A 20887-nucleotide genomic window follows, 5' to 3' on the forward strand; every position below is an offset into this window, starting at 1 on the left:
AACCTGAACGCGTCACTTCCCCCAGCAACGCGTGTTACTTTCTGCCCATGACGCGCATCGCGGCGGTCTCACCGGTCCTGCCGGAGTATGCGTACCCGCAGGAGCAGATCACGCGCGAACTGACCGCGCTCATCCCGTCTCCACGCCGCTCGACCATGGAACGGATGCATGCCGCAAGCGGAATAGGAACCCGGCACACCGCCTTGCCCCTCGAGAGCTACCGTGATTTGGGCTCGTTCAGCGAGACCAACGACCTCTACATCGAGGTCGCGACAGACCTCGCGGAGCGCGCGGTGCGGGACGCCCTCGCGCAGGCGGCACTCGCGCCGACCGATGTCGACTTCATCCTGTTCACCACCGTCACCGGTCTCGCCGCACCGTCGATCGACGCGTTGTTGGTGCCGCGACTCGGATTCCGGCCGGACGTCAAGCGGCTCCCGTCGTTCGGGCTCGGCTGCGTCGCCGGGGCGTCCGGGCTGGCGCGCGTGCATGACTACCTGATTGGGCATCCGGCCGACGTCGCACTGCTGATCAGCGTGGAACTATGCTCGCTGACCCTTCAGCGCTCGGACGAATCGATGGCCAACTTCGTTGCCACCGGGCTGTTCGGCGACGGTGCCGCCGCGGTTGTCCTGACCGGCGACGAGCTCGCAATCGGGTCTCCAGCGGCAGCGCGGATTGTCGCAACGCGCAGCGATTTCTACCCCGACTCGCTGGACGTCATCGGCTGGAACATCCGAAACAGCGGGTTCGAGATCGTGCTCACCGCCGGCGTCGCCGACGTCATCGCGACGCACTTCCGCGCCGGGGTCGACACATTCCTTTCCGAGCATAAACTGACGGTTTCGGACATCGGCTGCTGGATCGCCCACCCGGGCGGACCGCGCGTGCTCGAAGCCTTCGCGAGCGCGCTCGAGTTGCCGCGCGACCGTCTCGCGCTCAGCTGGGACTCGCTCGAGCGCGTAGGCAACCTGTCATCCTCCTCCGTGCTGCACGTGCTTGCCGACGCCGGCGCACAGCCTGCCGGGACGAAGGGCCTGTTGTTCGCGCTCGGCCCAGGGGTGGGTGCCGAGCTCGTGCTGCTGGAGTGGCCGTGATTTGGTACATCGCACTGGTTGTCGCGACCGGTGTCGAGCGGCTCGTCGAACTGGTCATCTCGAAGCGCAATGCCGAACGAGCGTTCGCGGCCGGCGGTATCGAGTACGGGCAGAAGCACTTTCCCTGGATGGTGGCGCTGCACACCGGGCTGCTCGCCGCATGCATCGCCGAAGCCGTGCTGCTCGACCGCCCGTTCATCCCCGCACTCGGCTGGCCGATGCTCGTGCTCGTCGTCCTCAGCCAGGCGCTGCGCTACTGGTGCATTGCTGCGCTCGGACGGCAGTGGAACACGCGTGTAATCGTCGTTCCCGGCCTGCACCTGGTCGCGACCGGTCCCTACAAGTGGCTCAGGCATCCGAACTATCTCGCGGTCGTCGTGGAGGGCTTCGCGCTGCCGCTCGTGCACACCGCGTGGCTGACTGCTCTCACCTTCACGGTGCTCAACGCTGTGCTGCTGCTGGGCTTCCGCATCCCCACCGAAGAGCGCGCGTTGGGTGCGCTGGCGAGATGACCCAGCTGCTCGTCGCCGGTGGAGGCCCGATCGGGTTGGCCGCCGCGATCGAGGCGCGCCTCGCCGGGCTCGACGTCGCGGTCATCGAACAGCGTCACGGCACGATCGACAAGGCCTGCGGGGAGGGGCTGATGCCGGGTGCGCTGCGTGCCCTGAACCGGCTGGGCGTCGACCCGGTGGGACGAGACATCCGCGGGATCAGCTACCGGCGTGACGGTCACCGTGCCGACCACCCGTTCGCGCACGGCACCGCACGCGGTGTCCGCCGCCCGGTGCTGCATGACGCGCTCAGCCGACGCGCCGACGAGCTGGGGGTGGAACGGATCGAGGGCAAGGTCGGATTGCTCAGCCAGGATGACGAATCCGTCACGGTGGTGCTGCGAGACGAGGCGGTACGCGCGAACTGGCTCATCGGGTGCGACGGACTGCACTCGACCGTGCGGGACCTGGTCGGGCTTGCGAGCCCTCCGCGCGGTCGCCGCCGGTTCGGTCTCCGGCGGCACTTCGCGATCGAACCGTGGAGCGACTTCGTCGAAGTGCACTGGACCAAGGATGCCGAGGTCTACGTCACCCCGGTGGGAGACCACAACGTCGGGATCGCCGTGCTCGGCGCGCCCGGCACCGACTACGACCGCACGGTCAGCACCGCTCTCGCAGACCGCATCGACGGCGCCCCGCACTCGAGCGACCTGCGCGGCGCCGGCCCGCTCCGCCAGCGGACACGCGCACGCACGGCCGGCCGCGTGCTGCTCGCCGGCGACGCATCCGGCTACGTCGATGCGCTGACCGGCGAAGGCATCCGGGTCGGGCTGGCACAGGTGGCAGCAGCGGTGCGCTGCATCGTCGCCGGTGACCCGCAGGCGTACGAACGAGAGTGGCGCACCGCGACGCGCGATTTCCGGATGCTCACCTCGGGTCTCGTCGCGCTCGGCGCCTCACCGGCGCGGCGCGCTATCGTCCCGCTGGCCGACTCCCTGCCCAGGACCTACGGAGCGATCGTCGAGCGCCTGGCGCGTTGAGGGTCACGCGCTCTCGGCAGCCGGACGCTCATGCCCAGCTCTCGCGCCGAACACCGCCTCGATGCCCGCGACGAACTCGTGACCGCGGCCGTCCTCCGCCAGCTCCCGGGCGCGCACCGACGGCCCGTGCAGCAGCACGCCGGCGAAGTGGCGGAGCGCTCGCTCGATCTCGGGGTTGGCGCTGTGCTGCTCGAGCTCGGTGGAGAGCAGGTCGAGCACGTGCTCACGCATGGCCACGACGGCCGGCGCGACGGTGCTGTCTGCGGTGAACTGCGCCGCGGCCGTGGTGACCAGCTCCCGGGCATCCGCCGTCGCGGTCAGCGCCTCGAGCGGCGCGTGCAGGCTGATGGTCTCGAGGTCGAGCAGCTCGACGTGCGGCACTGCGGTGATCCCGGAGCTGATGTTGCGCGGCATCCCGAGGTCGACGAACAAGCGGCGATTTCCCTCGCTCACGTGCTGCTCGGTGATCACCGGATGCTCGTAGGACGTGCAGGTGATGACGAGCTGTGCGTCGGCGATGGCCGCTTCCAGGTCGGTGACCGGGTCGAGCGAGTACTTGGACGCGAACGTCGCCGCGCGCCCGCTCGGGGAGAACACCGACAGGTCGGATGCGCCTCGCTCGCGCAGGGCGGCGACGGTGGTCGCGGCGTATCGTCCGGTGCCGACGATCAGGATGCGCAAGCTCCGCCAGTCGGCGAACCGGCTGGAGGCGAGCTCGAGCGCAAGCCGCACGAGCGAGCGCCCGGAACTGCCGAGCGCCGTGCGGGTCTTCACCCCGCGGCTGGTCTTCGCCGCGGCCTGGAACAGCTTCTCGAGCCGAGACGACGTCGTCCCGGCCTCTCGCGCCGCCGTCAGCGCCCGGCTGACCTGGCCGGAGATCTCGTCCTCGCCGACGACGACCGACTCGAGGCCGGCCGCGACCGAGAACAGGTGCCGTGCCGCGCCCTCGCCGGCGGCCGTGGTGGCGTGCTTCGCGAGCTCATCCGCGTCCACACCTGTGGCGTCGGCAACCGCGGCAATCGCATCCGGATGCTCGGAGTCGACGTAGACCTCGAACCGGTTGCAGGTGGAGAGCACCACGGCACCGTCGATCTCGGCGAGCCCGCCGAGCGTGCCCAGTGCGCTGTCGGCCTTGGTCGTCAACGACTCGAGAAAATCGAAATCGGACGTGCGGTGGCTGACGGAGACGCAATGGATCACGGTGAGCCAGTGTAAGCGCAGCTACCCGAGCCTATGCTGTTCGCGTGCTTCTGACTGAGACCCATCCCCTTATCGATGGTAGGACGACCACCTCACCGCTCATCCGTGCCTACCGGGGGGATCGCCCCGAGATTCCGCCGATTTGGTTCATGCGGCAGGCCGGTCGATCCCTGCCCGAGTACCGGGCGCTGCGTGAGACGGGGTCGATGCTCGATGCGTGCCTGAACCCGGAGCTCGCGAGCGAGATCACCCTGCAGCCGGTGCGTCGGCACGGCGTCGACGCTGCCATCTTCTTCAGCGACATCGTGGTGCCGGTCAAGCTCGGCGGGGTGGATGTCGAGATCGTGCCTGGGCGTGGTCCGGTGCTCGAGCGTCCGATCCGCACCGCCTCGGATGTCGCCGCGCTCCGCCCGCTCGACCCTGAAGTGTTCGCGCCCATCCGGGAAGCGGTCGCGCTCACGGTCGCCGAGTTGGGAAGCACGCCGCTCATCGGCTTCGCGGGCGCCCCATTTACGCTCGCCGCGTACCTGGTCGAGGGCGGCCCGTCGAAGGACCACCTGCGCGCGCGAACCCTCATGCACTCCGACCCGCACACCTGGGCGGCGCTGATGAATTGGGCCGCTGACGCTTCGGGCGCGTTCCTGCGCGCTCAGGTCGAGGCCGGGGCTTCCGCCGTGCAGCTGTTCGATTCGTGGGTGGGGTCGCTGAGCGTCGTCGACTATGTGCGGCGGGTGGCACCGCACTCGGCCCGCGCACTTGATCACCTGCGCGGCACCGACGTGCCCAAGGTGCACTTCGGCGTCGGCTCCGGCGAGCTGCTCGGCGCGATGCGTGCGGTCGGTGCGGATGTGATCGGCGTCGACTGGAGGCTCCCGCTCGACGAGGCGAACCGTCGCCTGGGCGGGGAGACACCGCTGCAGGGCAACATCGATCCTGCCCTCCTGGCTGCACCCTGGCCGGCGCTCGAGAACCATGTCCGCGCGGTCGTCGACGCCGGCCGGGCGGCTCCGGCGCATGTGGTCAACCTGGGCCACGGCGTCCCGCCGGAGACCGACCCCGACGTGCTCAGCCGCATCGTCGAGCTCGTGCACTCGCTCCGCTGATGCCGCTCGGTTCGACCGCGCTGCCCTTCATCGTCATCGGTGGCGGGGTCGCCGGCCTGGTGGTGGCGCGCGACCTCGCCATCGCGGGGGAGCGGGTCGTGCTCGTCGAGGCGACCGACCGGCTGGGTGGACAGGTGCGGCGGCATCGACTCGCTGGGCTGGACCTCGACGCGGGCGCCGAGGCTTACGCAGCGCGCAACCCGTCGGTCCCCGAGTTGGCGAGAGAGCTCGGTCTCGCCGGTGAGCTGGTGAGCCCGAACCCGGCCGGCTCGTGGCTGTTCACCGCCGAATCGGACGCCTATCCCCTGCCCGCAACGAGCCTTCTCGGCATCCCGGCGGTGATCGACGAGCAGCTCGAACGCGTGCTCGGCGCACAGGCGACCGCTCGCGTAGCCGCCGACGCCGAGCTCCCGGCCGAGCTCGGTGCGGACGCGGTGACCCTGGGCGAGCTCGTGCGGGTCCGGATGGGCGAGGCGGTGGTCGACCGCCTGGTGGCGCCGGTCACCACGGGCGTGCACAGCGCGCATCCGGATGCCTTGCCGCTCGACCGGGTCGCACCCGGGCTGCTGGCGGCACTCGCTCGCGAGGGTTCGCTCGCCGCGGCGGTGCGCACGCTCCGGGACCAGGCGCCGGCCGGCTCGGCCGTCGGCGGGATCCGGGGCGGGATGGCCCGGCTGGTCGACGAACTGGAACGCGAGCTGGCGCGGTTGAGCGTCGACGTGCGAGTCGGTGCACCAGCAGAGGACGTGACGCCGACGAGCATCAGGGTCGGCGCAGAGCGGCTGCTCGGCACGGTCGTCGTCGCTGCACCCGGGGTGCTCGCTCCGGCCAGCATCCGGCCGGCCACCGTTGTGACGCTGATCGTCGAGCGGCCCGAGCTGGCCGCGGCACCGCGCGGCTCCGGCGTGCTCGTGGCGCCGGGTGCGCCGGTGACCGCGCGAGCGCTCACCCACCAGAGCGCAAAATGGGACTGGCTCGCGCACGCCGCGGCCGGCCTCGACGTGCTCCGGCTCTCCTACGAGCATCCGGTGCCGACCGACACCGCACGCGGCGACGCGACGACCCTGCTCGGAGTGACGATCCGACCCCGCGACATCGTGGAGTCGGCGGTCGTCGAATGGCAGCGCTCAGCGATCGAAGCCAGCGCCGCGCATCCGCAGGTCGGCGAGGCCGCCTCAGGCACCGGCCTGGCCTCGGTTGTGCAGCACGCGCGCGCGACCGCTAGGCGGCTGCTGGCTGTGGGCGGCACTCGGGAAGACGACGTACGGTTGAAGCGCGAAAAAGGGAGCACCACGAATGACGATTGACACACCGGAACTCGGCTACACGTTCTGGGCGGTTCTGCGCCGCAACCCCGAGGTCGCCGCGACGGGAGACGTCGACGGCCTCGCCGAGCGGGTCGCCGCGGTAGAAGCATCCGGTGTGACATTGCGCGGGATCTATGACGTCTCCGGCATCCGCGCCGACGGCGATCTGATGGTGTGGATGCACGGCGCCCCTCCCGAGAAGCTGCAGTGGGCGCTGCGCGAGCTGCGGCGCTCGTCGCTGCTGCAGCCGCTGCTTCCGACTTGGAACGTGCTTGGCGTGCACCGCGACGCGGAGTTCAGCGCCAACCACCTGCCCGCCTACCTGCGCGACACCCAGCCCAAACAGTGGCTGACGGTGTACCCGTTCGTGCGCTCCTACGAGTGGTACCTGCTGCCGGAGGAGGAGCGCAAGCAGATGCTCGGCGATCACGGTCGCATGGGCCGCGAGTTCCCGCAGGTGCAGTCGAACACCGTCGCGAGCTTCGCGCTGGGCGACTACGAGTGGCTGCTCGGCTTGGAAGCCGACGAGCTGGTCGACCTGGTCGACCTCATGCGCCACCTGCGGCACACCGAAGCTCGGATGCATGTGCGCGAAGAGGTGCCGTTCTACACCGGCCGCCGAATCACCCTCGATGAAGTCGCCGAGGTGCTTGCGTGACCGAAGCGGTTCGCTACGACGCCATCCTCCTGGCCGGCTTCGGCGGCCCGGAGGGCCAAGACGACGTGATCCCGTTCCTGCGCAACGTCACGCGGGGTCGCGGCATCCCCGAGGAGCGCCTCGAAGAGGTCGCCACCCACTACCGCCACTTCGGCGGGGTCAGCCCGATCAACGAGCACAACCGCCAGCTGAAGGCGGCACTCGAGGCCGAACTGGCCGAACGAGGCATCGACCTGCCGGTGCTGTGGGGCAACCGCAACTGGGCGCCCTACCTGGCCGAAGCGGTGACGGATGCGCATGAGCGCGGGTACACCCGCCTGCTCGGCGTCGCGACCAGCGCGTACAGCTCGTACTCCAGTTGCCGGCAGTACCGCGAGGACTTCGCCCGGGCGCTCGACGACACCGGACTCACCGGCGTCATCCAGATCGACAAGGTGCGCCAGTTCTTCGACCACCCTGGTTTCGTGCAAGGCTTCATCGACGGAGTCCGCGATGCGCTCGCCGAACTGGACGGCGTCCCGGACGAACGCATCCGGGTGCTGTTCTCCACCCACAGCATCCCCACCGACGACGCCGTTCGGAGCGGTCCGCGCGACCGCGACTTCGGCCCCGGTGGTGCGTACCAGGCGCAGCACGAGGCTGTCGCCCACGTGGTGATGGCCGCGCAGGATTCAGCGCCGCAGTGGCAGCTGGTGTTCCAGTCGCGCTCGGGGCCGCCCAGTATGCCGTGGCTGGAGCCGGACATCATCGACGTCATCGACGCACTCGATGCCGACCAGGTCGACGCGGTCGTCATTGTGCCGCTGGGGTTCGTCAGCGACCACATGGAGGTCATGTGGGACCTCGACACCGAGGCGCTGCAGGCGGCACACGAGCGCGGCTTCACGGCCGTACGCACCCCGACACCCGGCGTGAATCCCGACTTCGTCAAGGGGCTCATCGACCTCGCCCTCGAACGCATCAACGGGACGCCGGACGACGAGCGGCCAGCGCTCACCCCGCTCGGCCCGTGGTTCGACGTCTGCCGGCCGGCCTGCTGCGAGAACGTGCGGGCCGGGTTCAAGCCGGCGGTAGCGGGAGTGGCGCCATGACACTTCGGATCGGAACCCGAGCGAGTGCGCTGGCGATGGCGCAGACCGGCCAGATCGCCGCGCAACTGGAACGGAAGACCGGCGCCGAGATCGAACTCGTGCCGATCACCTCAGAGGGTGACCGCACCACGGCGTCACTCGCCTCGCTCGGCGGAACCGGCGTCTTCGCGGCCGCGTTGCGCGAAGCGCTGCTCGCGGGCGAATGCGATGTCGTGGTCCACTCGCTCAAGGACCTGCCGACTGGCGCGCTCGCCGGCCTGAGCATCGGTGCGACCCCGAAACGCGTCGACGCCCGCGATGCGCTGTGCGCGCGCGACTCACTGACCCTCGAGACGCTGCCATCCGGCGCCAGACTCGGCACCGGGTCGCCGCGCCGACGCGCGCAGGCTCTCGCGAAGCGCCCCGACCTGGAGGTCGTCGACATCCGCGGCAACGTCGACACCCGGCTGGGCAAGGTGAGCTCGGGTGAGCTCGACGCTGTCGTGCTCGCCGCTGCCGGACTCGAGCGGCTGGGCAGGCTCGACGAGGTCACACAGCTGCTCGAACTCTCCACCTGGCCGACGGCGCCGGGGCAGGGAGCGCTCGCTCTCGAGGTTCGCACGGGTGACGAAAACCTGGTCTCGACGCTGAACCACGCGCCGACCCGCATCATGGTGGAGACCGAACGGGCTGTCCTGGCGCGGCTCGAGGCCGGATGTGCCGCCCCGGTGGGCGTCACCGCGGCGATCGACGCCGGGCTGCTCTTCGTCTCCGCACGGGTGTACGCACTGGACGGCACGGCGCAGCTCACGAGCTCGCACGCGCTGTACCCGGCCGACGCGAAGAACCCGGCTGACGAACTCGCCGACCGCGTCGTCGACGAGCTCCTCGCGGCCGGCGCAGCAGACCTCGCACCCCTCGGCGGCAGCCGGTGAGCGGAGCCCTCGACGGTGCTCTCGTGCTCGTCCCGCGGGGCGGCGCGTGGGGCGAATCCGTCGCGGCACGATTGCGCGAGCACGGCGCAAGCCCGGTGATCGCGCCGCTCATCGAGTTCGCTCCCGCGCCTGATCCGGATGCGCTCGACGCGGCACTCTCGGAACTCGAGAACGAGGAATTCGACTGGGTGGTGTTCACGAGCGCGACGACGATCGAGGCCATCGGCGGCACCCGCATCCCGGAGGCGACCAACGTGGCCGCGGTCGGCGACGCCACGGCACACACCCTCACGACTGCTGGCGTGCGTGTCGACTTCCAGCCGGAAGCCGACGCATCCGCACGCGCGATGGTCGCCGAGTGGCCGGTCGACGGCGTGCGGGTGCTCATCCCGCACTCGGAGCTTGCGGCTCCGACGCTGGCCGACGGGTTGCGCGCGCGAGGAAATGACGTCGTAGCGGTGACCGCGTACCGCAACCTTCCGGTCCCCGTCGCAGCCCAGGTGGCTGAGGCCGTCAGGGGCGGCGACTTCCGTGCACTGTTCGTGACCTCGGGCAGCGTCGCGCGCCAGGTCGCCGAGCAGCTCGCGCCTGTGCCATCAGGGACCATCGTCGTCTGCATCGGCCCGCGCACCGCCGAGGAGGCGACCGCAGCGGGACTACGAGTCGACCTCGTCGCCGACCGCCGCAGCATCGACTCGATGATCGACTCCCTCATCCGATCCAGCCAGGAGACCCCATGAGCCTGCCCGACCGCCCGCGCAGACTGCGCATGACCCCCGCGATGCGCCGGCTGGTCGCAGAGACCCGGCTGCACCGGGCCGAGCTGATCCTGCCCATGTTCGTGCGGGAGGGGCTGGCCGAGCCGGCGCCGGTCGGCTCGATGCCCGGGGTGATGCAGCACAGCATGGACTCCTTCCGCGCCGCGCTGAACGAGGCCGCTGCGGCAGGCATCGGCGGCGTGATGCTGTTCGGCGTCCCGGAGAAGAAGGATGCGATCGGCTCCGGAGCAACGGACGAGGACGGCATCCTGAACCAGGCGACGCGGGTCGCGGTCTCCGAGGTGGGGGATGCGCTGGTCGTGCAGACCGACCTGTGCCTGGACGAGTTCACCGACCACGGCCACTGCGGCGTGCTGGATGCGACCGGCAGGGTCGACAACGATGCGAGCCTGGAGCGCTACCGCGACATGGCGCTCGCGCAAGCCGCGGCAGGGTCGGCGCTGCTCGGCCTGTCCGGCATGATGGACGGCCAGGTCGCCGCGGTGCGCGACGCACTGGACACCACCGGTTTCACCGACACCGCGCTGCTCGGCTATGCCGCCAAGTACGCGTCAGCCTTCTACGGGCCGTTCCGCGAAGCGGTCGACTCGTCGCTGACGGGCGACCGCAAGTCGTACCAGCAGGACCCGGCCAACCGCCGCGAGGGCTTGCGCGAGGCGAGCATCGACCTCGACGAGGGCGCCGACGTGATCATGGTCAAGCCCGCGATGGCCTACCTCGACGTGCTCGCCGATGTCGCCGCGATCAGCACGGTGCCGGTGTGGGCGTACCAGGTCAGCGGCGAGTACGCGATGATCGAGGCCGCCGCCGCGAACGGCTGGATCGATCGTGAGCGGGCGATCATGGAAAGCCTCATCGGCATCCGGCGGGCGGGAGCGGATGCGGTACTGACCTACTGGGCGATCGAGGCGGCAGGAGCGATCTCACGATGACGACCAACGAGCAGGAATTCGAGCACGCGCGCGCGGTCATCCCCGGCGGCACCAACTCGCCCGTGCGCGCGTACGGCTCGGTCGGCGGCACGCCCCGGTTCTTCCAGAGCGCGCGCGGCCCCTACGTCACGGACGTGGAGGGCAACGAGTACGTCGACCTGGTCGCTTCCTGGGGTCCGGCCCTGCTCGGGCACGCGCATCCGACGGTCGTGCAAGCGGTGCAGGATGCCGCGGCCCGCGGACTCTCCTTCGGGGCCCCGACCGCGGCCGAGACCGAACTGGTCGAACTCGTACGCGATCGCGTGCCCGCGGTCGAGAAGCTGCGCCTGGTGTCGACCGGCACCGAGGCGACGATGACGGCCATTCGGCTCGCGCGCGGGTTCACCGGTCGTGACCTGCTGGTGAAGTTCGCCGGTCACTACCACGGCCACTCCGATTCGCTCCTGGCCGAGGCCGGATCCGGGCTCGCGACGCTCTCGCTGCCTGGCTCGGCGGGCGTGCCGGCCGCTGTCGCGGCCGAGACGCTGGTGCTCCCCTACAACGACCTTGACGCGGTGCGCGCTGCGTTCGAGACGCACGAGGGCCGCATCGCCGCGGTCATCACCGAAGCGGCCGCCGCGAATATGGGGGTCGTCCCGCCGGATGCCGGGTTCAACCGGGCGCTGTCAGAACTGACGCGAGAGCACGGTGCGCTGCTCATCCTCGACGAGGTGCTCACCGGCTTCCGCACCGGCCCGAGCGGCTGGTGGGGGATCGAGCGCGACGGTGACGCGCCGTTCACGCCCGACCTGTTCACGTTCGGCAAGGTCATCGGCGGCGGGATGCCGCTCGCGGCGATCGGCGGTCGTGCTGACGTGATGGACCGGCTCGCGCCGGAGGGCCCGGTGTACCAGGCCGGCACGCTCAGCGGGAACCCGGTCGCGGTCGCCGCGGGCATTGCGACGCTCAGGGCAGCCGACGACTCGGTGTACGACCGGCTGGGCACGGTGGCCGACACGATCGCCGACGCCGTTTCTGCCGCGTTCTCAGCTGAGGGGGTCGGGCACTCGGTGCAGCGCGCCGGCACGCTGTTCTCGTTCGCGTTCAGCGCCGAGCCGCCGCGCGACTACGACGCGGTGCGGCGCCAGCAGGCGTTCCGCTACCCGCCGTTCTTCCACGCCATGCTCGACGCCGGCGTCAGCCTGCCGCCGTCGGTCTTCGAGGCGTGGTTCGTCACTGCAGCGCACGACGACGCGGCGTTGGACCGCGTGCTGACCGCGCTTCCGGCTGCCTCGCGCGCCGCGGCATCCGCTCGACCCTGAGCCGGCCCGGAGGTTGGCGCTCGAGGGTAAGTTAGCCTAACCTAACTACGGTCCCTTTTCCCCAACCGTCGGAGTCCTTCTTGAATCGCGCCCGCACCACGTCCCTGGTCGCCCTTGCCGCATCCGCTGCTGTCGTCCTCGCCGGATGCACCGCTACCGCCCCAGAGGCACCGGATGCCTCCACCGAGCCGGTGAGCGACGGAGAGTTCACGCTTTACTCCGGTCGTGACGAGGCACTCATCCAGCCGCTCATCGACCTGTTCGAGGAGCAGAGCGGCATCAGCGTGGACGTGCGCTACGGCAACACCGCCGAGCTGGGCGCGTTGCTGCTCGAGGAGGGCGACCGCACCCCTGCCCAGGTCTTCCTGTCGCAGGATGCCGGCGCCCTCGGTGCCCTCGCGAACGCCGACCTCTTCGCCGAGCTGCCCGCGGACATCACCGAGCGCGTGCCGCAGGGCTTCACCTCGACCGACGGCAGCTGGGTCGGCGTCACCGGCCGCGCGCGGGTCATCGTGTACGACAGCGAGAAGCTCACCGAGGACGAGGTGCCGTCGAGCGTGGACGCGTTCGCCGAGCCGGAGTGGAAGGGTCGCTTCGGTATCGCCCCGACGAACGCGAGCTTCCAGGCGTTCGTGACTGCCTACCGCGTGCTGAAGGGCGAGGAGGCCGCCGACAAGTGGGTAGCCGCCATCGCCGAGAACCAGCCGCAGATCTTCGAGAACAACCGCGCGGTGCTCGCTGCCGTCGACGACGGCGTGATCGAGGCCGGTCTGATCAACCACTACTACTGGTTCCAACAGGCGGCAGAGGCAGGGGCGGACAACATGCGCGCCCAGCTGTCCTACCCGGAGGCCGGCGACCCGGGCTCGATCGTGAACGTGACCGGCGCCGGGCTGCTCGCCTCCGGTGCTGACGACGCGGACGCGCTCGAGTTCATCGACTTCCTGGTCTCATCGGAGGCGCAGCAGCACTTCGTCGACGAGACGTACGAGTACCCGCTGATCGAGGGCGTCGAGGCGCCCGAGGGACTGCCAGCGCTCGACAGTCTCCTCAACCCCGAGCTCGACCTCGCCGACCTGGAGAGCCTCGAGGTCACGCAAGACCTCCTCGCCAAGTACGGCCTGATCTGACGCCAATGAGCGTCATCGGAGTCAGGCGCGCCCGCCGTTCGCGGTCGCGGCTGGCTTCGGCACCGCTCGCTCTCGTGCTGCTCGCGGCGGTGTGCGCGCTTGCCGCGGCCATCCCGCTGGTCTACCTGGTGGTGCGCACCGCCGACGCCGGCCTGGCCGTGCTCGTCGACACCCTGCTCCGGGAGCGCGTGCTGCGCCTGGCCGCCAACTCCGTGCTGCTCGCCATCGCGGTAACCGCCAGCTGCCTGGTGCTGGGCATCGCCGTAGCCTGGGTGCTCAGCCGTGTCCGGATGCCGGCGGGCAGGCTCGGCCTGCTGCTGACCGCGCTGCCGCTCGCGGTTCCCTCCTACCTTGCCGCCTACGGCTGGCTGGTCGTGTTCCCGACCCTGAACGGGTTCTTCCCGAGTTGGTTCGTGATGACCGCCGTCTGCACGCCGTATGTCGCATTGCCCGTCGCGGCCGCACTGCGTGGCGCATCCGGCGACCTGGAGGCGGTCGCGCGAACCCTCGGCCGGAACCCGTTCCAGGGTTTCGTTGCGGCCACACTGCCTAGGGTGCGGCCGGCCGCCACCGCCGGGGCGCTGCTGGTGTGCCTGTACACGCTGTCCGACTTCGGCGCCGTATCCATGCTGCGGTTCCAGACGTTGACTTGGGGTATCAACTCCGCGTATGGCGCCAGCTTCGACCGCAACCAGGCCGCCATCCTCGCGCTGTTGCTGGTCGTGCTCGCGCTCATCGTCGTCGCGGGCGAGCGGCGCACACGCGGTCACGTCGTCGCGCCCGCAGCGCGCCCGGTGCCGTTGATCGCACCGCGTCGAGGGTTGCTGCCGGTGTTCGCAGCAATCGTCCTCGCGGCACCGGTCGTCGGAGTGGTGGTGCCCGTCGCCGGTTTGCTGAGTCGGCTGCTCGAGGCCGAGACCATCCGCACGATCGATGTCGGCAGACTGGCCGAGGCGATCGGCACGACCCTGCTGCTGGCCCTGGCCGGTGCTGTTGTCGCGGTCGCGCTGGCGCTGCCGATCGCAGCGCTCGCCGCCCGCTTCCGCGGCCGGCTGGTCAACGCGATCGAGTCGGTCGGCTACCTCGGCCATGCCCTGCCTGGGATCGTCGTCGGCCTCTCGCTCGTCTTCTTCTCGCTCGCGGTGGTGCCAGCGCTCTACCAGACGGTCGTCGTGCTGGTCTTCGCCTACGCGGTGCTGTTCATGCCGAAGGCGATCGGCTCGGCGCGGAGCGGGATCGAGGCGGTGCCGAACGGCCTCATCGCGGTGTCCCGCTCGCTTGGCCTGACCGCGTCGCAGACCTGGTGGCGGGTGACCGCGCGCATGGCCGCGCCCTCCATCGGGGTCGGCGCGCTGCTCGTGGCGATCGCGGTCATGAAAGAATTGCCCGCGACGCTCTTGTTGCGGCCGACCGGAATCTCGACACTCTCGGTGGAGCTCTGGAACCGCACTGAGATCTTCGAGTTCGGGGCAGCTGCACCGTACGCTGCCGCGCTCGTGCTGCTCGCGGCGGTTCCCGCGTTCGTGCTGTCCGGTGTGCGCGGTGTCGCTAAGGAGGAGGAGCTGTGAGCTGGGTCTCGGTCGACGCTCTTCGCGTCGGCTACGGCTCGCAAGTGGTGCTCGATGGTGTCGACCTGACCGTCGAGAAGGGAAGCGTCGTCGCGGTGCTCGGCCCAAGCGGATGCGGCAAGACAACACTGCTGCGCTCAATCGCCGGCCTGCTTCCCGTGACAAGCGGCAGCATCCGGGTCGGGGACCGCGAACTCTCCTCTGCCAGCGTGCGTGTGCCCCCGGAGAAGCGCGGCATCGGCTGGGTCCCCCAGGATGCATCGCTGTTCCCGCACTTGAGCGTTGGCGAGAACATCGGCTTCGGCATCCCGCGCGGCAAGCAGCGAGCAGCGCGCATCGCCGAACTGGCGACCCTGGTCGGGCTCGGCGACTACATCGACCGGTCGCCCGCCCAGCTCTCCGGCGGTCAGGCGCAGCGCGTGTCGCTTGCCAGGGCCCTCGCGCCGCGCCCTGACGTCGTGCTGCTCGACGAGCCGTTCGCCGCGCTCGACCCGATGCTGCGCACCGCGCTGCGTGCCGAGGTCGCCGAACTGCTGCGCGGGCAGGGCTCCACAGCCGTGCTCGTCACCCACGATCAGGAGGAAGCGCTGTCGCTCGCCGACAAGGTCGCGGTCATGATGGGCGGCCGCATCCTGCAGTGGGGCAGCCCGGTCGACGTGTACGAGCAGCCGACCACGCCGTGGGTCGCTAGGTTCGTCGGAGACACCGTCGAATTCGCCGGGGTCTGGCGCGACGGGTTCGCCGAATGCGCGCTCGGCACGATCGAGGCACTCGCGATGGACGGCCTCGCCGCGGGCGAGAGCATCCGTGTCGTGCTGCGCCCGGAGTGGGTGACGCTGGCCCCGGATGGCGCGGACGCGCACGTGGTCGCCGTGTCCTACGCGGGGCACGATGCGCTTGTCACCCTCGAACTGGCATCCGGAGACCGCATGCGCTCCCGCATCGCCGCGCCCGACCTGCCGGCGCCAGGCGACCGGGTCGGCGTGAAGCTGCGCCGCCGCGCGCTGGCTTACCGCTGAGGCTGGCCTACCGCTAGGCCGCGACCGACTCCCGCTCGCTCGAGCGCGCTCGGATGATGAACCCGAAGCCCGCCGCGACGAAGAACATCAGCACGCCATAGACGGCCGCCGGCAGCGACAGCTCTTCGCTGCCGAGGACCGTCTGGGCGATCACAATCGACAACGTCGCATTGTGGATGCCGATCTCGAAGCCGCTCGCGATGGCCTCAGAGCGCCGCACGCCCAGCCATCGCGGCACGAAGTAGCCGACCGTGAGGCTGATGACGCAGAACAGCACCGTGATCATCGCGAGCGAGCCGATGTGCGTGGCAAGCAATTCGAGGTTCGAGTACACCGCGCCCGCGATGACGACGACCAGGATGACCACGGATGCGATGCGCACCGGCTTGTTCATCGCATCCGCGAACTTCGGTCGCCACCAGCGCACGAGCATGCCGAGCGCGACCGGAAGCAGCACGATGGCGAACACCTCGAGCGCTTTCGAGAACTGCAGGCCGAGCTGGTCGCCGCCGGGCATGAAGAATGCGATCGCGAGATTGGTGATGATGGGCAGCGTCACGACAGCGATGACCGAGTTGACCGCGGTCAAGCTGATGTTCAGCGCGACGTCGCCGCCGAACAGGTGGCTGTACAGGTTCGCGGTGGTGCCGCCAGGGCTTGCCGCGAGCAGCAGCATGCCGACAGCGAGGACCGGTGGCAGCTGGAACGCGAGCACAAGGCCGAAGCAGATGGCTGGCAGCAGCAGGAGCTGGCAGACCAGCGCGATGATGACGGCTTTCGGATGCTTGCCGACCCTGGCGAAGTCACCGAGGGTGAGGGTGAGGCCGAGCCCGAACATGATGATGCCGAGCGCAACGGGCAGTCCTATGGTGGTCAACGTTGATCCCATGGGCACACCCTATTGGGCGGCATGCGCGAAAGGCGAGAGTCAGTCGTTCGCGGCGGCGATGAGGCGATCGAGGACGATCTTGGCCTGCTCCAGCTGCTCGACGGGCAGGCCGAGCCGTTCCACGATCCTGCCCGGCACTTCGAGCGCTCTGTCGCGCAGCGCAAGGCCATCCGGGGTCAGCGTGACCTCGAGTGCCCGCTCGTCGTGGGCGCTGCGCTGGCGGTGCACGAGCCCGGCCTGCTCGAGGCGTTTGAGCAGCGGCGAGAGGGTTGCCGATTCGAGCGACAGCGCGTCGGCGAGTTCGCTGACCGAGCGCGGGCTCTTCTCCCACAGGGCGAGCATGACGAGGTACTGCGGATGCGTGAGGCCGAGCGGTTCGAGCACCGGGCGGTAGAGACCGATTACGCTGCGCGACGCCACCGCGAGCGCGAAGCACACCTGCCGCTCGAGCGAGAGCGGGTTGGAGTCGAGCGTTGTCGCCTCTGTCACGGAAACTCCTAAATGGCTAGTACACTAATGAATCGTACGCTAAGGATCAGGTGATGGAAGAGCGCAGGTCGTTCCGGTGGGCTAAGCGCCTCAACAGGACCTTTTTTCCGGTATTCGGGCCCGCCCAGCTCAGCCCGTATGGCGAGCCCGACAAGGTGCCGGTCGCGGACCGCAACTGTCCGATGTGCGGCCATGTCATGTCCGCGCACGTGATCGAGCCCGGCGACGTCTACCGGTCGACGAAGCTGCACTGCCCTAGCTAGCCGCGGCTTGCGCGGGTGCATTTGCCACGCGCGGGTCGAATTCGACCAGCGCAAGGAAGGTCGACCCGCGCGAGCGAATTCCTACGGCAGCAGCAGCCAGGTTTCCAGGGAGGCTGGGCACCCCTCGGGGTAGCTGACTGTCAGTCCTTCCCAGAGCTCGCGGGAGGGGCGAACAAACCCGCCATTGGCGAACTCAATGTGGTCGCCGACCGAGAAGGTGAGTGGCCCACCCGTTTCGCCTTCCGGCACGGTGATCTTTCCGTCTGCGTCGATGGAACTGCCGCTCGGAACGGCGAGAATCGTCACTCGATCCTCAAGGTCGAGGTCGACACCGACGCATCCTTCCCCCACGTCGACCACGCGACCGAGCCCGAGGATGTCGTGGCCGCTTTGCTCTGCCTTCTCGTAGGCCGCCACGTGCCAACCGCCGGCGCTCAACACGTCCACCGGCCCAGCCGTCGCGCATCCGGTCACAGCGAGCAACGCCATCGAGGTCACGACAATGGACAGCGCGCGCATGAACCAGAAGCTACCCCATCAGGAGCGGCAGCAGCTCCGCAGGCGTGTCGACCGCTGTCAGCGCACCCTCTTCCTCGTGCGAGTTGCCGTAACCCCAGCGCACGAAGATCGTTGGCAGGCCGTGCGCGGCGGCACCCTCGACGTCGTAATCACGGTCTCCGACCATGACCGGGTTGCTCAGGTCGGCCTCGATCATCCGGAACCTGGTCAGCGCCTCGGCGATGACGTCCTTCTTCGCGCTGCGGATCTCGTCGATCGACGAGCCGGAGATCACTCGAAAATACTGGGTGAGGTTGGCGTGGTCGAGGATCACGGATGCCGGGAACTCCGGCTTTGAGGTCGCGAGTGCGATCGGGACTCCACGCTCGTGCAGTGTGCGCAGGATCTCCGGCATCCCCGTGAAGATCGGGCTCGTCTGGGCGCCGCGCTCGAGGTAATGGTCGCGGTAAATGGCGAGCGCCTGCGCCGACTCGACGTCGCTCATGCCCGCGCGGTCGCGGAAGGAGTCGAGGATCGGCGGGCCGACCCACTCCAGCAGCTCCTGCTGCGACGGCACCGGGCGCCCGAGCTTCTCGAACATGAAGCCGAGCGAGGCGGTGATTCCCGGCGCGGAATCCGCGATCGTCCCATCGAGGTCGAACAGCACGCAACTCCAGTGATTGTCCATAGCCATCCGAGCCTACTTCCCGCCCGGAGTGAGCGGTTCAGAACAGTCGCGAATGGGAGGTGTCGAGGCCGCGCATCGCGTCGTAGTCGAGCACGAGGCAGCGGATGCCGCGGTCCTCGGCCAGGGTGCGCGCCTGCGGCTTGATCTCCTGGGCGGCGAAGACGCCGGCGACCGGCGACAGCAGCGGGTCGCGGTTCATGAGCTCGAGGTAGCGGGTCAGCTGCTCGACACCGTCGATGTCCCCGCGACGCTTGATCTCGACCGCGACCGACTTGCCCGTCGCATCCGTCGCCAGGATGTCGACAGGGCCGATAGCGGTCATGTACTCGCGACGGACCAGGCGGTGGCCGTCTCCGAGCAGGTCGATCTGCTCGGCCAGCAGCCGCTGCAGGTCGGCCTCGACGCCGTCCTTCTGCAGGCCGGGGTCGATGCCCAGGTCGTGAGATGAGTCGTGCAGTATCTCGTGGATCGAGATCACGAGCATGTCGGAGGTCTTCGCGTTGCGGACCTTCCACACCTCGCGGATGCCGGCCTCCTCATGCTCCGGCTCGGGGTCGAGCACCGAGAAGGTGCACGGCGGGCTCATCCAGTTGAGCGGCTTGTACGACAGCGAGTCGGAGTGAACCAGTACGCTGCCGTCGCTCTTCAGCATGAGCAGGCGGGTCGCGAGCGGGAGGTGTGCGCTGAGACGGCCGGCATAGTCAACTGAGCAACGGGCAACGACGAGACGCACGCGTTAGAGCGTAGCCGACAAGAAAACCCTGCCCGTTCCAAGGTGTGCGGCGTAGTTTCCCTCGAAACCATCAACGAGGAGGAACCATGTCATCCGTCGCACGCGTCACCACCATCACCGCACGCTCCGACTCCAGCTTCGAGGACGCCGTACGCATTGGCGTCGATCGCTCCCACAAGACCCTGCGCAACGTCTCGGGCGCCTGGGTGAAGGAGCAGAAGGTCGAGTGCAACGACGGGCAGATCGTCGCCTGGAGCGTCGTGCTCGAAGTCACCTTCGTGCTCGACGACTAGGAAACCCGTCAGCGGCCGGCGCCGGTGACGATCCAGCGCTCGCCGCGGGAGCGCAGGCCGAGCGTCAGCGCGCGAGCGCCCATGTACCCGAAGCCGAGCGCAGCCCACAGCCAGGGCAGCGTCGCATCCGCCAGCGCGACCCACACCAGCAGCGGCGCGAACATCGCGACGTTCACCAGACCGGTGATGGCCAGGTAGCGCGCGTCGCCGGCGCCGATCAGCACGCCGTCGAGCACGAAGACGTAGCCGGCGAGCGGGATGCCCGCGGCCATCACGAACATGGTGACCATCAGCAGCTGGTGCACCTCACTGTCGCTGGTGAACACCGGTCCGATGATCGGGGCGAGCGCCGCGACGATCAGCCCGAGCGCGGCGCCGTTGACGAAGCCGTGCCAGATCAGGCGCCTGGTGATCGCCTTCACACGCGGCACATCGGATGCGCCGAGGCCGTGCCCGATGAGCGCCTGGCCGGCGATCGCAAGCGCGTCGAGGATGAACGCCAGCGTCGCGAATATCGTCATCGCGATCTGCATGGTCGCGAGCTCGGTCACTCCGAGGCCGGTTGCGACGAACACGGTGGCGAGCATCGCCGCGCGCAGCGCCGCGGTGCGCACGAACAGCCACACCCCGGCACCGGCAGCGCTGCCGATGCCGTCGAGGCCAGGCCGGAGCAGCGCGCCCGACGCGCGCGCCGCGCGGACCGCCATCACGATGTACACCAGCGCCATCGCCCACTGCGCGACGACCGTGCCCGCGGCAGAGCCGGCGACGCCCCAGCCGAAGCCGTAGATGAACAGCGCGTTGAGCACCGCATTGACCGCGAAGCCGGCCGTCGCGACGATGAGCGGCGTCTTGGTGTCCTGCAGTCCGCGCAGCAGTCCGTTGGCGGCGATCACGAGCAGCATGCCCGGGATGCCCCACAACGAGACAGAGAAGTAGGTCTCGGCCGCCACCGACACCTCTTCGCTCGCCCCGAACAGCCGCACCAGCCATCCGGCTGTCGGCAGGCCCACCACGACCAGGGCGACGCCGATGCCGAGGGCGAGCCACATGCCGTCGATGCCGGCGCGGATCGCACCGGCCCGGTCGCCGGAGCCCAGCCGCCGGGCGACCGCCGGCGTCGTCGCGTACGCGAGGAAGATCAGCAGGCCGACCATGGTCTGCAGCACGGCGCTGCCGATCGACAGCCCGGCGAGGGGAACCTCGCCGAGGTGGCCGACCAGGGCGGTGTCGGTGAGCAGGAAGAGCGGTTCGGCCACGAGCGCGCCGAGGGCGGGTACAGCCAACCGCATGATCTCGCGATCGAGGAGGCGGTTTGTGGTGCTGATGGGTCGAGTCTATGGACTCCGCCGACCCTCCACGAAGTCAGGCCGAGCATCCGGAGCCTCACCTGGGGCCTCGACG

General features: G+C 69.5%; 23 protein-coding genes. 16 read left to right on the plus strand and 7 right to left on the minus strand.

What is annotated here, in order from left to right:
- The first annotated feature begins 47 nt into the window (after nt 1-47).
- From IRG63_RS04505 to IRG63_RS04515, 3 genes are read left to right on the plus strand one after another with little or no spacing between them, the layout of a single operon-like run.
- On the plus strand, nt 48-1097 hold the full coding sequence (locus IRG63_RS04505) for a type III polyketide synthase (protein WP_193509337.1): 1050 nt from the start codon (nt 48-50) through the stop codon (nt 1095-1097).
- Nucleotides 1088-1609 (plus strand): isoprenylcysteine carboxyl methyltransferase family protein, encoded by a 522-nt coding sequence (locus IRG63_RS04510; RefSeq protein WP_193509338.1) that lies wholly within the window; start codon nt 1088-1090, stop codon nt 1607-1609. Before IRG63_RS04505 ends, IRG63_RS04510 begins: the two co-directional genes overlap by 10 nt.
- Entirely contained in the window at nt 1606-2628 is a 1023-nt protein-coding gene (locus IRG63_RS04515; protein WP_193509339.1) for an NAD(P)/FAD-dependent oxidoreductase, read from the plus strand. Before IRG63_RS04510 ends, IRG63_RS04515 begins: the two co-directional genes overlap by 4 nt.
- 3 nt (nt 2629-2631) lie before the next feature.
- Here IRG63_RS04515 and IRG63_RS04520 read toward each other — a convergent pair whose 3' ends face one another.
- Nucleotides 2632-3828: a glutamyl-tRNA reductase gene (locus IRG63_RS04520; protein WP_168626015.1), complete on the minus strand. Its 1197-nt coding sequence runs from the start codon at nt 3826-3828 to the stop codon at nt 2632-2634.
- Between the two features lie 44 nt (nt 3829-3872).
- Here IRG63_RS04520 and hemE point away from each other — a divergent pair, with 44 nt between their 5' ends.
- From hemE to IRG63_RS14030, 11 genes are all read left to right on the plus strand, one after another.
- Nucleotides 3873-4931, plus strand: a complete 1059-nt coding sequence (hemE, locus tag IRG63_RS04525; RefSeq protein WP_168626016.1) for a uroporphyrinogen decarboxylase — start codon at nt 3873-3875, stop codon at nt 4929-4931.
- Entirely contained in the window at nt 4931-6238 is a 1308-nt protein-coding gene (locus IRG63_RS04530; RefSeq protein ID WP_193509340.1) for an NAD(P)/FAD-dependent oxidoreductase, read from the plus strand. Before hemE ends, IRG63_RS04530 begins: the two co-directional genes overlap by 1 nt.
- Entirely contained in the window at nt 6228-6896 is a 669-nt protein-coding gene (hemQ, locus tag IRG63_RS04535) for a hydrogen peroxide-dependent heme synthase (protein ID WP_193509341.1), read from the plus strand. Before IRG63_RS04530 ends, hemQ begins: the two co-directional genes overlap by 11 nt.
- Nucleotides 6893-7987 (plus strand): ferrochelatase, encoded by a 1095-nt coding sequence (locus IRG63_RS04540; RefSeq protein WP_168626019.1) that lies wholly within the window; start codon nt 6893-6895, stop codon nt 7985-7987. The genes hemQ and IRG63_RS04540 overlap by 4 nt, the downstream gene beginning before the upstream one ends.
- A complete protein-coding gene (gene hemC / locus IRG63_RS04545; RefSeq protein WP_168626020.1) occupies nt 7984-8901 on the plus strand; it encodes a hydroxymethylbilane synthase in 918 nt (305 codons plus the stop codon). The genes IRG63_RS04540 and hemC overlap by 4 nt, the downstream gene beginning before the upstream one ends.
- The gene (locus IRG63_RS04550; protein ID WP_193509342.1) at nt 8898-9641 is read left to right on the plus strand and encodes a uroporphyrinogen-III synthase; all 744 of its coding nucleotides are present in this window, start codon (nt 8898-8900) and stop codon (nt 9639-9641) included. The genes hemC and IRG63_RS04550 overlap by 4 nt, the downstream gene beginning before the upstream one ends.
- Nucleotides 9638-10612 (plus strand): porphobilinogen synthase, encoded by a 975-nt coding sequence (gene hemB / locus IRG63_RS04555; RefSeq protein WP_193509343.1) that lies wholly within the window; start codon nt 9638-9640, stop codon nt 10610-10612. Before IRG63_RS04550 ends, hemB begins: the two co-directional genes overlap by 4 nt.
- Entirely contained in the window at nt 10609-11913 is a 1305-nt protein-coding gene (gene hemL, locus IRG63_RS04560; protein ID WP_168626023.1) for a glutamate-1-semialdehyde 2,1-aminomutase, read from the plus strand. Before hemB ends, hemL begins: the two co-directional genes overlap by 4 nt.
- A gap of 80 nt (nt 11914-11993) precedes the next feature.
- Nucleotides 11994-13043: an iron ABC transporter substrate-binding protein gene (locus tag IRG63_RS04565; RefSeq protein ID WP_227411719.1), complete on the plus strand. Its 1050-nt coding sequence runs from the start codon at nt 11994-11996 to the stop codon at nt 13041-13043.
- A 5-nt stretch (nt 13044-13048) separates the two neighbouring features.
- Nucleotides 13049-14611: an iron ABC transporter permease gene (locus IRG63_RS04570; protein ID WP_193509344.1), complete on the plus strand. Its 1563-nt coding sequence runs from the start codon at nt 13049-13051 to the stop codon at nt 14609-14611.
- Nucleotides 14608-15630: an ABC transporter ATP-binding protein gene (locus IRG63_RS14030; protein ID WP_168626025.1), complete on the plus strand. Its 1023-nt coding sequence runs from the start codon at nt 14608-14610 to the stop codon at nt 15628-15630. Before IRG63_RS04570 ends, IRG63_RS14030 begins: the two co-directional genes overlap by 4 nt.
- A gap of 13 nt (nt 15631-15643) precedes the next feature.
- On the opposite strand, the gene IRG63_RS04580 is transcribed toward IRG63_RS14030, so the two are convergent.
- Both IRG63_RS04580 and IRG63_RS04585 read right to left on the minus strand, forming a co-directional pair.
- Nucleotides 15644-16519 carry a bile acid:sodium symporter family protein gene (locus IRG63_RS04580; RefSeq protein ID WP_193509345.1) on the minus strand — a complete coding sequence of 292 codons (876 nt, stop codon included), beginning with the start codon at nt 16517-16519 and terminating at the stop codon, nt 15644-15646.
- Nucleotides 16520-16558: 39 nt separating this feature from the next.
- The gene (locus tag IRG63_RS04585; protein ID WP_168626027.1) at nt 16559-17008 is read right to left on the minus strand and encodes a MarR family transcriptional regulator; all 450 of its coding nucleotides are present in this window, start codon (nt 17006-17008) and stop codon (nt 16559-16561) included.
- Nucleotides 17009-17061: 53 nt separating this feature from the next.
- Between IRG63_RS04585 and IRG63_RS04590 the strand changes: the two genes are divergently transcribed.
- Nucleotides 17062-17271 carry a hypothetical protein gene (locus tag IRG63_RS04590; protein WP_168626028.1) on the plus strand — a complete coding sequence of 70 codons (210 nt, stop codon included), beginning with the start codon at nt 17062-17064 and terminating at the stop codon, nt 17269-17271.
- An 81-nt stretch (nt 17272-17352) separates the two neighbouring features.
- On the opposite strand, the gene IRG63_RS04595 is transcribed toward IRG63_RS04590, so the two are convergent.
- From IRG63_RS04595 to nucS, 3 genes are read right to left on the minus strand one after another with little or no spacing between them, the layout of a single operon-like run.
- Entirely contained in the window at nt 17353-17790 is a 438-nt protein-coding gene (locus IRG63_RS04595; RefSeq protein WP_168626029.1) for a hypothetical protein, read from the minus strand.
- Nucleotides 17791-17800: 10 nt separating this feature from the next.
- Nucleotides 17801-18463, minus strand: coding sequence for an HAD hydrolase-like protein (locus IRG63_RS04600; protein WP_349236113.1), 663 nt, complete (start codon nt 18461-18463; stop codon nt 17801-17803).
- A gap of 31 nt (nt 18464-18494) precedes the next feature.
- Entirely contained in the window at nt 18495-19190 is a 696-nt protein-coding gene (gene nucS, locus IRG63_RS04605) for an endonuclease NucS (RefSeq protein ID WP_168626030.1), read from the minus strand.
- Between the two features lie 86 nt (nt 19191-19276).
- Between nucS and IRG63_RS04610 the strand changes: the two genes are divergently transcribed.
- The gene (locus tag IRG63_RS04610; protein ID WP_168626031.1) at nt 19277-19483 is read left to right on the plus strand and encodes a dodecin family protein; all 207 of its coding nucleotides are present in this window, start codon (nt 19277-19279) and stop codon (nt 19481-19483) included.
- Between the two features lie 8 nt (nt 19484-19491).
- On the opposite strand, the gene IRG63_RS04615 is transcribed toward IRG63_RS04610, so the two are convergent.
- Nucleotides 19492-20775 carry an MATE family efflux transporter gene (locus tag IRG63_RS04615; RefSeq protein ID WP_168626032.1) on the minus strand — a complete coding sequence of 428 codons (1284 nt, stop codon included), beginning with the start codon at nt 20773-20775 and terminating at the stop codon, nt 19492-19494.
- Between the last annotated feature and the right edge of the window lie 112 nt (nt 20776-20887).

Source organism: Cryobacterium sp. BB736 (genome assembly GCF_014980265.1).
Classification (GTDB): domain Bacteria; phylum Actinomycetota; class Actinomycetes; order Actinomycetales; family Microbacteriaceae; genus Terrimesophilobacter.